Origin of the sequence: Neobacillus drentensis (assembly GCF_036962765.1) — a bacterium.
Classification (GTDB): domain Bacteria; phylum Bacillota; class Bacilli; order Bacillales; family Cytobacillaceae; genus Neobacillus; species Neobacillus drentensis_C.
Genome location: NZ_JBALOS010000334.1, coordinates 1 through 12,556, shown reverse-complemented (window position 1 = coordinate 12,556; position 12,556 = coordinate 1). Strand labels below are relative to the sequence as shown.

Genomic DNA, 12,556 nt, shown 5'->3' with positions numbered 1-12,556 from the left:
TGCTGCTAGCGGTGTGACGAAAAAGAGTTTGAAAATTAATAATCCAGACGGTTCTTATGCCAATTTAGAGTTAAAATTTAGTACGAAATGCAAAACAGCGTGGGCAAAGATCACTTTAAGCAGACCGGCCAAAACGAATGAGGAGGCTACCGCATTAGTTGTGCGAAACACGGATAATAAGCAATATCATTGTGGGTCCCCTGGAGGTAATGGAGCAATTAATAAAGGGCAAACATCATGTTATACACCCATGGTATATGATTTAGATCCTCGTAAATCGAAGGCAGTTGGATTCTGGCCATATACAAGAGGCGAGACAGGCTGGTATTAAAGGAAATAAGTTTTCATTGACTAATGAGCTAAGAAAGGAAGGATTTCTTGAAAAAAAAACTTAATCGGATGACTCAGGCAATGTTACTGTTTTTGTCGGGTATAATCGTTACTTTTGGACTTTGGGATGATCAAGTATATGCGGAATCTCATTCGTATGATGGCAAAAGTCCTTATTATAATAGTTGTGCAAACTCAGCTGTAACGAAGGACAAAAAATGGATTGATTCTGTTCATATGTAGAATTGAAATTCAGTACTACATGTAAAACTGCATGGGCAAAAGTTACAATCACCAACCCCGCAGTATATAATCACGAAGCAGACGCCAGAATCATTCGAAAGACAGACGGTAAAGCCTATACGTGTGATAGTTCTGGAGGAAATGGGGTAGTTAACAAGGGGCAAACCTCATGTTATACGCCAATGGTTTATGACTTAGACCCGCGCAAAGCACAAGCTCAGGGCATACACGCTATCCCCAATAGTGATGCCTATAAGAAAGCAGTAACTATTTGGTATTAGTGTAAAACAATAAAGTTATTTAATTTTAAAACATCAAACACTCATGACCCCGTTCTGATTTTAGGACGGGGTAAAAATAATGTTTACTTTTTGATTTAAAGTACTACATAGCATTTAAAAATATAAAGTCTTTTAATTCAAAGTGTTATGGTGAATGATTACAGAACGCATGTTCTATTTCATAACACTTATTGTTATTCCACAATCTGGACCGATTGTTGAAAAAAAGCTAATGACGATTGTTCCACTAAACTGCTCCGTTAGCTTAAGTGCCACCTTTCACAAACTGCCACGTTATTTGTACAGTAAACTGGCGATGATTTGTTAAAACATCGCCTCCTTTAACTTGCTATCAGGAAAGAAGATATTTTTCTTTAAAAATTGGACTAAGTTCACTCCATACATCAAATTTATTACCATCTTAATCATAAAGGACAAAATTATCAGGTTCTGCATCCCAAGTATAATATGAGCCATATTCTTTATAATCGTATTCAGTATCAAATAATGGATGGATTTCTTTTATAGCATTTAAAATTCCACCTAATGCATCTGTCAGGTACCCTGGACTAAAACTAAAACTTTTGGAATTAATTTCTATATTAAAATTTGCCCAACCAGCACCTTGTAACTTATATTCAAATTGCATTTTTTTAAACATCCTTTTAGTTTATTTTGAAATAATTATAGCACTCTTATTGAACTATCTTGCTTCGTTATCGCAATAAGAAAATGCCCGCCTATACTTAATGGACACTTAAGTCAATTTTAATCCACTTTTAATAACTAGCTCCTAAATTTCTTATATAGTAGAGACAGCACCGTCTCAAATGAAAAAAAGAGATGGAAATTGCTTTGTAAGAATAACTACTTCCAAAAAGGAGATGAGTTCTTTTAAGGACACCCTATCTTTCATTGGATCATCAAGATTTTGGAAACGACTGTAGGGAAACAGCGCCAGACTTCCCTAATAATAAACATGAATTCGGATTGGAATTCACTGTAAAGAAAGGAAAATATGTATGCAAGAAAACCAAAGTAATTTGAAAATTTTACTTAACAAGGTACCACAAGTTACTATTTTCTTCTGGATCATCAAAGTTTTATGCACAACTGTTGGTGAAACATTTGCAGATTTCATCAATTTCAACCTTGGACTTGGTTTAACTTTGACTACCGGAATTATGGGAATCGCGTTTTTCATTGTATTGTATCTACAATTCAGAACAACTAAATATGTTCCTGGCATTTATTGGCTAACGGTTGTACTTATTAGTGTATTTGGTACGTTGGTAACTGATAATTTAACAGACAGTATGGGAGTACCTCTTGAGGTTAGTACAGTCGTTTTCTCCATGTTGCTAGGATTAACTTTTCTTTTTTGGTATCTTAGTGAAAAAACACTCTCGATCCACTCGATTCATAGCAGAAAAAGAGAAGTTTTCTATTGGCTTACCATTCTTTTCACATTTGCACTTGGTACAGCAGTTGGAGATTTATATTCCGAACAACTGGGTTTTGGTTATCTAAACACAGGAATTATAGTCGTTGCAATAATAGCTTGTGTATTTTTAGCATGGAAATTTTTGAATCTTGATGGAATTTTGGCTTTCTGGATAGCGTATATTCTGACTCGTCCACTCGGAGCATCATTAGGAGATTACCTATCTCAACCAAAAAATAATGGCGGATTAGGTTTGGGGACAACAATAACTAGTGTGATTTTTCTTTTAGCTATTTTTGCAATCATCATTTTTCTTGCTGTTACAAAAATTGATATAAATTCAAAAAGTGAAAGAGCAGAAACAAACCAAACAAATGAAAGTAAGAAAAATGTTTTGAAACAAACCATTACGGTAATTTGCATTTTCTTAGCTGTCAGTGTAGGCAGTTATGTTTGGCGCAACAATAATATAGCAGCGCAAACCGATTCTGCACAAACTACATTATCTGGACAATTAACAGATTTTGTTAAAATCGAAAGTGATATGCTAAACAAAGTAAACTCAAAGGACATTACTTTGGTGAAAAAAGAGGCAGACGATTTGGAACATAATTGGGACACATCGGAGCCTAAACTTAGGAAAATAGATGGCACAACTTGGGTTAAAATCGATGGAACTATTGACGTTGTATTAGCAGCAGTTCGTAAGTCCAATGCCGATGTCAACCATTGCAAATCTGCACTTAACAATTCGCTTAGTGTGATAAATGTAGCAAATAAATAAAATTCTTGGGAATCGCTAAATGCGGTTCCTTTTTACATGTAATTCTGATTAAACTTAACTGCCTGCATTCATTTTTAAACGCTTTTTTATTATTATTCCTTGTTTGCGGGAAGTAAAAAATGATTGGAGGTGGAAAAATATTAAAGCCGGCAATGCTGCCGACTTTTAAAAGATCATTATGTTTACTATATTATTTTTCCATCATTAATTTTAAAATGAGTTCATCTGTTTGCCGTGTTCCTTCATTTCCTAGCTTGCAAAAGCTTTCAATACTCTTTTCAACATCATCATGGATAAAGCCATCAGTCGATTGGATTTCTTGATGGTTTAGTGCAAGCAGTGCTGATTGAACAGCGACATTCGAACAAGTTGAGACTTTCATGGCACATCCAGCTTTGGCCCCGTCACAAATCATACCAGTAACATTGCCGATCGTGTTTTGTATCGCAGCCTTAATTTGCTGAAGACCACCCTCAAGTAAATAAACAATTGCACCACTTGCCCCCATTCCTGCAGCGGTTACACCGCATAAAGCAGAAAGGCGTCCAAATTTAGATTTAATATGAATGGTTATGAGATGGCTAAGGGCAACCGCTCGAATCATCTTTTCCTCAGATACTTGTAGCTTCTCTGCCGCTGCTACAACCGGTAGTGTTACAGCAATTCCCTGATTGCCACTCCCAGTATTCGCCATTACCGGAAGTATTGAACCAGCCATTCTGGCATCTGAACCAGCGGCTGCAAGAGACATGGCCGAAGTCGCTATATCATCGGATAAGATTCCTTTTTTCACATTTTCCTTAATTGTTTTGCCGACATTGAGTCCATAATTTCCGGAAAGGCCTTCCATTCCAATCATTCGATTTAACTCAATGCTCCTTTTTACTAGAGCTAATTCAGTAAGGTCTGCTTGAAGAACCCATTCATAGATTTCATTAATCGTAAGCGCTTCTAATTCCTCTTCATCTGTTTGAATCCCAATATTTTCACATCCACCACGGTACACAGCTTTTCCATCCACTTCGATTAAGGTGATATTCGTATGATTATCAGAAATGATCGCTCTCGAATACTGCTTATCTGTTCGTACAATCACTTCAATATAGAGTCTTTTCGTTGTATCTGCCTGACCTGCTGTTACTTTTCCTTCTTCAATGAGTTTTATCGCCATTCGCTCATCCTCTATTGTAAGCCCGTTTAAAACTTTTAACTGTTGATTGGGATCTCCAGACAATGCTCCAAGTGCAGCAGCGAAATCAAGACCTTTGGCGGTCATCCCTGGAATCCCAACAGACTTGGCATTTTTAATAATATTTCCGCTCGCTTTTACGTTAATCTCTTCTATTTGTCCCGTTACATAACTTTTAGCCGTCGCTGCAGCTAAAGCAATTGCAACCGGCTCCGTGCAGCCAAGGGCAATCACCAATTCTTTCTCTAATATTGCTGAAATTTTGTTTTTCCCCATTTTGTTCGCCACCTGTTCTTCTAAAATAACTTATAATAAATAATACCATAATAGCGTACCTGTCACATTTACAAAAAAAGGAGCATCTTCCACATAAAGCGGAGAGCTCCTTTTACAATTAATCCTTATTAAGGCTTGCTACTGATCCTACCTGGAATACAGTGAAGTGGGGAGGAAAGGAAAATTTATGGTTCCCGCATTTTTATATACCAAATCAAAATCCATAAAATTTTTCTGGTGCGAACCCGATGGGCCGCTGGATAACCCGTTATGTGGGAATAGTAACTTAGTTCTCCTACCATAACAACTTAGTGTTAAATCGATATTTACACAGTTAATTCTAAGAGATTGCCTTCTGGGTCTTCTATCACACTCTCATAGTATCCGTCTCCAGTGACACGAGGACCATTAACTAGGCGGTAACCATCATTCTGTAGGCGAGTTGTCAACTGATTAACGGACTCCCGGCTTCCCAGGGCAATTGCAATATGAGCCCAGCCAATCCTATCGTCCTGATCCGGCTTATCGATACCTGACTTACACATAATCTCTAAACGTGCACCCCCGTCAAACGTTAGAAAATAAGATTCAAATTTCTTATCTTTATTATGATACTTTGAGTTTGCATACCCGTTAAAGTACGTATTATAAAATGTCTTCATAGCTTCTAAATCTTTGACCCAGATTGCCACATGCTCTATTTTCATCTCACTGTCACTCCTCAAATGTGGTTATATTTTTACCTTTTTTAAAATTCTTGCGGGTGATTAAATAATCTATAACCCCTCTTTAAATTACTGTGGAGTTGTTATTTTTCACTCTTAATGGTTCGTTTCTATTTAATATGGCATTTAATTTTTCGGAGCCTAGGAGCATAATTGCAACAAAACCAGCAATGACAAACGGGAAGATTCCTATTGTTGAGTGTGCTGCAATGAAACCAAGAAACGGAGGCAGGAATGTACTACCGGTATAAGCAACAGCCATTTGATACCCCATAATGGTTTGAGAATGCTCCTTTCCAAATCGTGCTGGGGTTTCATGCAACATACATGGGAAAATAGGTGCTAATCCTAATCCAACCATAATAAAACCTACAAGCAAGAATGTGGACGGCAATGGTAGGAATAGAAGTGCGGCACCAACTAATGCTATTATTTGCCCCATCCGAATAAGAGTGCGGTTACTTATTTTTAGAGTAATAAAGCCTGTTATCAATCTTCCGATGGTTATTCCTGCGTAATACAAGGAAACCCATTTTGCGGCTACATCAATGGATAAATCTTTAACATTTACTAGGAAACTACTTCCCCAAAGTCCCATAGTTGCTTCTGCGCCACAATAAAACAAGAACGATAACAAAGCTAGTTTAACTCCCCTAATTTGCAAGGGCTTTTGATTTTCAGGATCTGCTCCATACCATGCACTATTTGTGTTATCAGGATCTTTCGTTGCGTTAACATTGCTGTTTCCTCCAACCTTATTCCATAAAGGCAAAGTGAAGAAAAGAATGACAACTAATACAAACTGCAGACCAGCGATGGTTAGATATCCGTTTCTCCAAGAATGTTGCCCTGAAATAAACTGAGCCATAATGACTGGACCAAGTGTAGCCCCAACTCCCCAAAAACAATGAAGCCAACTCATGTGGTGTGCTTTGTAATGTGAAGCTACATAATTGTTTAATCCCGCATCCACTGCACCGGCACCTAATCCAAGTGGTATGGCACAAATAAATAACCAAAAAATCGAAGGAGCAAAATGAAACCCAAGCAGGGCTCCAGCTGTCATTAAACAACTGAAAAATGTCACAATTCCAGTTCCGAAGCGTTTAAGCACAGTTCCGCTAGCAAAACTGGAAATAATTGTTCCTCCTGCGATTGTCATAAAAAGCAATCCAGCAGTCTCAAGCGGTGCTCCAAACTCCGATTGCATCATAGCCCAAGACACTCCCAGCAATGAATCAGGTAATCCCAAGCTGATAAAAGCCATGTAGATAATTAGTAAAAAGAATGTAGCCAAGTATAACCCCTCCTTACAATTTTTAATATAGTCATTGTTGTGTCTTAGCTGCTTATTCCAGTGATCATGAGATCAAGGCCAAGACTTTGTAATCCAAATAGATAGTCTTGTTTCCAATCACTCATGATAAGTTCTGGAAGATGCTCCGCTGGAATATACTTTGAGCTTCGTTCTACAATTTTGTCTATGATAAACTGGTTGACTTCATCATCGCAAAAAATAATGGTATTAGGGTTAATGATAGCTACAAATGAAGCTACTAACCTGCTAATGGCGTCAATCTCATATTCCTTACCTATAAATGCTTTCTTAGTCTCGTTTCCATTTTCCAAGGACTGACCAAAATTTCGGTCATCATACTGTGGAACGAATGAAACCTCTCCTGAAAAATTAGTACTTCCTCGCACCACAACTCCATTTACCATTATTCCAGCACCTGGACCATTTTGACCTGAATATAAATAAATAAGAGATTTATTTTTCCCATTTCCCTTACTATCGTGATATCCAAGCACTGCCGCATTCATATCGTTCTCTATTACAACAGGTATTGAGAAACGATTTTCCAAGTATCCCTTCAAATCAAAGTTTTGAAGATGCTCATACCCTGGTATATAAATAATCCGTCCATTATCAACAGAACCAGGTACACCAATGGATACAGAACTAATTTTTGGATATTTCTCTTTTATCTCTTCAACACACTCGGTTAATAATTTCAAATCATCATCTATTAATGCACTTGAGGTTTTTCCAACATCCTTCACTTTTCCTAAACAGTTAAAGACAATATAATTTGTCTCTGTTCTCTCTAAAAAGATCGCCAAGCCTAACATATACTCCGGATTGTATGTATATCTTTTTGCCTTTCTTCCCCCACTCGAATCATCAAGACCGACTAAAAATAGTTCCCCATCCTTTTCCATCTGTGCTAAGAATTTACTTATTGTAGGAAAACTAATTCCTAATTTATCGCTAAGATCAACTTTTGTAGCACTTCCAAGTTCTAAAAGAGATTTACGAATTCCGTGAAGGATTACCTTCCTCATCGATTTTGGAGTAGCATTCACAAGCGTCACCACCTTATAAAATTAACTTATTAAAGAACTTTAATAAGTATCTAACAAAAAAACTTATTAAACATCTTTAATAAGTAATGTTGAAACTATATCATATAAAATGACCAAAAACAATGGAGATCATGATTCAACAAAACTCACGTTAGTTTAAGATTTTTACTTAGCTAACAACGTTACCCAAAAAAATTTTTTTGTTTTTTAGTTGACTTAAACCATGGTTTAAGTCGTATCATATTCCTGCCGTCAATGAAAGATAAAATTTGGAGGTCTCCAGATGAAATATTGTTCAATTAGCGAAGCTTCAGCCAAATTCAATATTCCAGAATCAACGTTACGTTATTATGAAAAAAAAGGACTACTACCACTAATTGAGCGTGATGAAGCTGGCAGGCAGTTATTTTCAGAAAATCAAATTGCGCTCCTGGAAACCGTTATTTGTTTAAAAAACACGCACATGCCAATAAGCGGGATTAAGCAATATATTGATTGGGTAGTAGTAGGTGAAAACACTATTGAACTCCGACTTGAAATGATGAAGAATCACAAGCAAGCAGTGCTAGATGAAATTTCGTTGATGACAGAATCCTTAAAGGGGATTGACTTAAAAATTTCACGTTATACAAAACGGACTCAGGAAAGCAAAGAAGAAGGATAAGATGAAAAAAGTGTTAGTAAAAAAGCACATATAATGGAATTGGCTAAAAAATATTAAACAAAAGAGTAAAAAAATAATTAGAGAAGAGGAACCGTAATGAAACTTTCAGGAAATACAATACTTATTACAGGCGGAAGCGCTGGAATAGGATTAGCTTTTGCAGAACGCTTTATTAAAGCAGGAAATAAAGTCATTGCTTGTGGACGACGTGAAAATGTACTTCAAGCTGCCAAAGAAAAATTCCCTAGCCTTATTACTCATGTAACTAATTTGGATAATGAAGCTGACCGTATAGCATTGTTTGTTTGGGTAACAGAGAACTATCCAGAAGTGAATGTGTTAGTGAACAACGCAGGGATTCAACAACGTTTTAATGTGTTAAAAGCAGATGCGAAGACCAATTGGAATTATTTCAATAAAGAAATCACAACCAATATTGAGGCACCTTTCCATCTATCTATGCTGTTCGCTCCATTTTTTGCTACAAAAGAAGACGCTGCGATCATTAACGTAACATCCGGGTTAGCTTTTACACCGTTTGCCATTGCACCGATTTATTCAGCAACGAAAGCGGCGCTTCATTCCTTTACCATGAGTCTAAGACACCAACTTTCTGAAACATCGGTAGAAGTAATTGAAGTTGCTCCTCCGGCAGTGAATACAGATTTAGGTGGAGCAGGGTTGCATACTCATGGAGAACCATTAGATGAATTCGCAGATGGGATTTCCAAAGGATTAGAAGAGGGTAAGAAAGAAATTGGGTATGGAACATCTGTAGCCCGGTTAGGCATGTCACGAGATGAAGTCGATCAACACGTAGAAAATATGTACAAGGCAATGAAAAATACAATTGAATAACTGAAAATAAGAAACTCGCTACTATTTTGGCGAGTTTTCTTTTTTATATGCCACTACATGGTTGAATTTAAGCACCTCTTAGTGAAAAAAGAAGGAGGCACACCTTTTAAGGTAATGCCTCTCTTTAAGAGAACTTTAGTTTTCATTTGCCTTTGTTACTTTTTTAGTTGATACGGTACAGTCGTGATCACTACATCCTTATGGCGGAGAAACCAAATCCGCAATTGAAGGGCAGTTTGATTATGCAACAAATTATGCCACCATTTTTTAGGTATAAACTGTGGAATGATCAAATGGATGTGCCCTTCCCCTTTCTTTTCTTCCACTATTTTCATAAAGCGATTAAGTGGTTCCAACACTGAACGATATTTACTTCGAAGGACAACTAGCCTACATGGAGAACCCCATTTTTCCCACTTTTCCTCCATTTTAACAATTGATTCATCATCAAATCCCACGTAAACAGCAATCATATTACCGCCCAAACTTTTTGCAAAAGATAGTGTATTATTAACTACTCGGTGGACTCCTGAAACAAGTACAATCGTTGTAACTTCTCGCATTTCTGGAAACTCTTTATCAATGTCCATATGAAGATCTTCTGCCACAAAATTGTAGTGGCGACGTATAGCTAGTGACATGAAAACGATTAAAGGCAAAACCACTAAGACAAGCCAGGCTCCACCTGTGAACTTGGTGACGGCAACAATTACCGTAACGATGGAAGTCACAATCAACCCAACAATATTAACACCTAATTTAATTTGCCAACGTGAACCCTTTACTCTTAACCATCGTCGGACCAAACCGAATTGTGCAATTGAGAAGGACAGAAATACACCGATTGCATAAAGCGGAATCAAAGCATGGGTTTCTGAATGAAAGGCTAAGATTAATACGCTTGCAGCCGCTGCTAATGCAATAATACCGTTCGAATAGGCTAAGCGATCCCCTCGGTTTGTTAGGACACGGGGTAAGAAACCATCAGCTGCGACAATCGCAGATAATTGTGCAAAACCTGTAAAGGTTGAATTTGCCGCCAATATCAATACAATAAATGTGAACCATATGATGATCTGATACAAAATTCCATGACCGACATACAATTCTGCCAACTGAGATAACATCGTGTTTCCAGGTGAAGGTGAAATCCCTTTAATATATAACAGATATGCAAAACCTATAAGAGTAAAACCAGTAATTGCTCCTAACGTGATATAGGCTTTTATGGCTCCTCTTTGTTGAGGATCCCTAAAAACAGGGACCGCATTTGAAATCGTTTCGATTCCTGTTAGTGCCGAACAAGCTGAACTAAAAGCTTTTAGGATAAGTAATACGCCTAAACCTTCAGGCACTGTACCAAATGGAGGGGTAGACTCCTGGACAAATCCATGTTGGAATGCATCGAATACACCAGTAAAAATTAATAAGAGCATACATAACATAAATCCAATGGTCGGCCATGCAAATATTTTTGCTGACTCAGCTACACCACGCAAGTTCATAATCAATAGTAAAAATATAATCGTAATTCCTAATTCCGTTCGGAAAGGTTCGACCGCAGGATAAGCGGAGGAAACGGCTTCTAAGGCTGCTGATACAGACACGGCAACGGTCAGTATATAATCAACTAGCAGGGAACTAGACGCTATTAGCGAAACCCATTTAGCCTTGAAATTATCTTTCGCAATCGCGTATGCGCCGCCTCCACTAGGATATGCTAAAATCCCCATAATGTACGAAGTGATTAAAATAGCTAAAAGAGTAATGGTAGCAATAGTTATGGGGATGATTAGCCATTTTCCTTCTTCTCCAAACCTGGCAAGTTCAATCATCCCCGCTTCTGGTCCATAAGACACTGAAGAATAAAGGTCAGCAGCAAGGATCGGTAAAGCGATGAACCATACAATTTTTGTGTGTTGTCCTAATAGTTCAGCGGTTCGCATGCGGCGACCAATTAAAACTCGTTTTAAACCTGCAAAGTTGGTAAATGCCATCCAAATTAGGGAGACGGCTATAATAAATAAGATTATTTCAACCCAATGCCTTGGATCATTCATTTTACATACTCCTTATCATCTAAATTACTCATTAAGACATCAAAAGTGCTCGTACTGCTGCTGTATGTAGTCTTTCCAAGGAATACACTATTCCATTTTATTGTGTCCTCCTCTTCTCATTTATTCCAAAACAAAAAGACCTCCAAAATCGAAAGTGAGCTTTTCTTGTAAAAAGAGCACAAAAAAAGCACCTTCATAGGTGGTCTTTTGACCTCCTTCGCTTTAGCCGACGAAGTTAGCTGACGGGTAGGATGGCGAAAGAGTATCACATCCCTTCTACAAATAGTAGAATTAACCCCAAAAAAATGGGTCCTCCGTTCCCTTTTGGGGACTAGGCAATATAAAATTTTTTCTATGTGCTTGATAATACTCCCATGAAAATCAATTGTAAAGGGTTAAAAACGTTCATAAAAGACTAATAGTTTTCTTTTTATCAATAATAAAACGCTTACATCTACTCTTTACTTCGTCGTTCACTTTATTTCTACTATTCACGATCGACTCTCAAAATTTGGATTTAATTTTTTCTATTTTTAATAGGAGTTATAGAGGACATTATGGGAAAAATATGAAGATGAGAAAAAAGGAGTGATAAAAATGGAACATGTTTGTAGCATTTGTGGTGATAAAAAAGATGTTATTGATCAAGAACAAATGACCGTTTTAATCATTTGTGAAACATGTCTAGGTAGTGATGAACTTGATCCATTCTTAGAAAATTTTCTCCAATATTAATTTGTCTACTCTCTCAGGAAAATTTTCTTCTAATTTATCATTTCCTGCTCCCAAAAACACAAAGCCAACCTGGTACTGCCTCTGAAAATGCCGAGAAATGTTCAATAGTAATAAACTATTAAAACGAAGGTTACCGTCCAAATAAATGGAAGGTAACCTTCGCTTTAATTTATTTTGAATTGGTGCTTTTAAATTTGTTAGGCACCATTCATCATATTTTTCCAATAATCCATTTTGCTGTAAGTAATGAAGCTTACAACAATACTCGGTTAACAAGATTCGTTTGAGATCTGATGTCACTGGTACCAGAAATCGCACTATATGTACGAGCTTTTTCAAAACCATCTCTTTTTACATAATTGTTAAATAATACTTTTTGAGTATGATAGGACCGATAGGCAGATACTCCCCTTACATAAATTCCATTTTTGGGCTGCAGCAAACATTCTTTCCAAAGCTTTTGCTGCTTCCCTTCTCATTTTACGCTTTTCTATTTTTCTTTAAATAAAAAAGGTACATTCGGTTATTCTAAATCCTGTATTAAAGGTAGATATAATGAAAAATCCTGATTCTAATAATGTTTTTTTAACTTTTTTATAG

Annotated in this window: 12 protein-coding genes, 3 pseudogenes and 1 riboswitch; of the genes and pseudogenes, 7 read left to right on the top strand and 8 right to left on the bottom strand. The window is 37.0% G+C overall.

The window, feature by feature from the left end; all coding sequences use genetic code 11:
• The 3 genes and pseudogenes from V7137_RS28735 to V7137_RS28725 all read left to right on the top strand — a co-directional run.
• A partial coding sequence (locus V7137_RS28735) for a DUF2690 domain-containing protein (protein ID WP_335701222.1) occupies positions 1 to 331 on the top strand: 331 nt, incomplete at its 5' end.
• A gap of 80 nt (positions 332 to 411) precedes the next feature.
• Positions 412 to 854 (top strand): annotated as a pseudogene (locus V7137_RS28730) (YjfA family protein).
• A 154-nt stretch (positions 855 to 1,008) separates the two neighbouring features.
• The gene (locus tag V7137_RS28725) at positions 1,009 to 1,182 is read left to right on the top strand and encodes a hypothetical protein (protein WP_335701221.1); all 174 of its coding nucleotides are present in this window, start codon (positions 1,009 to 1,011) and stop codon (positions 1,180 to 1,182) included.
• A 24-nt stretch (positions 1,183 to 1,206) separates the two neighbouring features.
• Here the strand turns inward: V7137_RS28725 and V7137_RS30845 are convergent.
• Both V7137_RS30845 and V7137_RS28720 read right to left on the bottom strand, forming a co-directional pair.
• A pseudogene (locus V7137_RS30845) lies at positions 1,207 to 1,299 on the bottom strand (VOC family protein); the annotation flags it as partial.
• Complete coding sequence (locus V7137_RS28720; RefSeq protein ID WP_335701220.1) at positions 1,276 to 1,503, bottom strand: hypothetical protein; 228 nt, start codon at positions 1,501 to 1,503, stop codon at positions 1,276 to 1,278. The gene V7137_RS28720 and the pseudogene V7137_RS30845, both read right to left, overlap by 24 nt.
• Before the next feature lie 373 nt (positions 1,504 to 1,876).
• On the opposite strand from V7137_RS28720, the gene V7137_RS28715 reads away from it, so the two are divergent.
• Positions 1,877 to 3,082: a COG4705 family protein gene (locus V7137_RS28715; RefSeq protein WP_335701219.1), complete on the top strand. Its 1,206-nt coding sequence runs from the start codon at positions 1,877 to 1,879 to the stop codon at positions 3,080 to 3,082.
• Between the two features lie 190 nt (positions 3,083 to 3,272).
• Here V7137_RS28715 and V7137_RS28710 read toward each other — a convergent pair whose 3' ends face one another.
• The 4 genes from V7137_RS28710 to V7137_RS28695 form a co-directional block, all read right to left on the bottom strand.
• Complete coding sequence (locus V7137_RS28710) at positions 3,273 to 4,547, bottom strand: L-cysteine desulfidase family protein (protein WP_335701218.1); 1,275 nt, start codon at positions 4,545 to 4,547, stop codon at positions 3,273 to 3,275.
• Positions 4,548 to 4,873: 326 nt separating this feature from the next.
• Positions 4,874 to 5,254, bottom strand: a complete 381-nt coding sequence (locus V7137_RS28705; protein WP_335701217.1) for a VOC family protein — start codon at positions 5,252 to 5,254, stop codon at positions 4,874 to 4,876.
• Positions 5,255 to 5,336: 82 nt separating this feature from the next.
• The gene (locus V7137_RS28700; protein WP_335701216.1) at positions 5,337 to 6,569 is read right to left on the bottom strand and encodes an MFS transporter; all 1,233 of its coding nucleotides are present in this window, start codon (positions 6,567 to 6,569) and stop codon (positions 5,337 to 5,339) included.
• A 44-nt stretch (positions 6,570 to 6,613) separates the two neighbouring features.
• On the bottom strand, positions 6,614 to 7,618 hold the full coding sequence (locus V7137_RS28695) for an ROK family transcriptional regulator (RefSeq protein ID WP_335701223.1): 1,005 nt from the start codon (positions 7,616 to 7,618) through the stop codon (positions 6,614 to 6,616).
• 304 nt (positions 7,619 to 7,922) lie between these two features.
• Here V7137_RS28695 and V7137_RS28690 point away from each other — a divergent pair, with 304 nt between their 5' ends.
• Together V7137_RS28690 and V7137_RS28685 are read left to right on the top strand one after the other, a co-directional pair.
• Positions 7,923 to 8,303 carry a MerR family transcriptional regulator gene (locus tag V7137_RS28690; RefSeq protein WP_335701215.1) on the top strand — a complete coding sequence of 127 codons (381 nt, stop codon included), beginning with the start codon at positions 7,923 to 7,925 and terminating at the stop codon, positions 8,301 to 8,303.
• 96 nt (positions 8,304 to 8,399) lie between these two features.
• Positions 8,400 to 9,161: an SDR family oxidoreductase gene (locus V7137_RS28685; RefSeq protein WP_335701214.1), complete on the top strand. Its 762-nt coding sequence runs from the start codon at positions 8,400 to 8,402 to the stop codon at positions 9,159 to 9,161.
• A 155-nt stretch (positions 9,162 to 9,316) separates the two neighbouring features.
• Here the strand turns inward: V7137_RS28685 and V7137_RS28680 are convergent, their stop codons facing one another.
• A complete protein-coding gene (locus V7137_RS28680; RefSeq protein WP_335701213.1) occupies positions 9,317 to 11,221 on the bottom strand; it encodes an APC family permease in 1,905 nt (634 codons plus the stop codon).
• Positions 11,222 to 11,430: 209 nt separating this feature from the next.
• Positions 11,431 to 11,569: riboswitch (cyclic di-AMP (ydaO/yuaA leader) on the bottom strand.
• Positions 11,570 to 11,818: 249 nt separating this feature from the next.
• Between V7137_RS28680 and V7137_RS28675 the strand changes: the two genes are divergently transcribed.
• Entirely contained in the window at positions 11,819 to 11,956 is a 138-nt protein-coding gene (locus tag V7137_RS28675; RefSeq protein WP_335701212.1) for a hypothetical protein, read from the top strand.
• 295 nt (positions 11,957 to 12,251) lie between these two features.
• Here the strand turns inward: V7137_RS28675 and V7137_RS28670 are convergent.
• A pseudogene (locus V7137_RS28670) lies at positions 12,252 to 12,479 on the bottom strand (M15 family metallopeptidase); the annotation flags it as partial.
• Between the last annotated feature and the right edge of the window lie 77 nt (positions 12,480 to 12,556).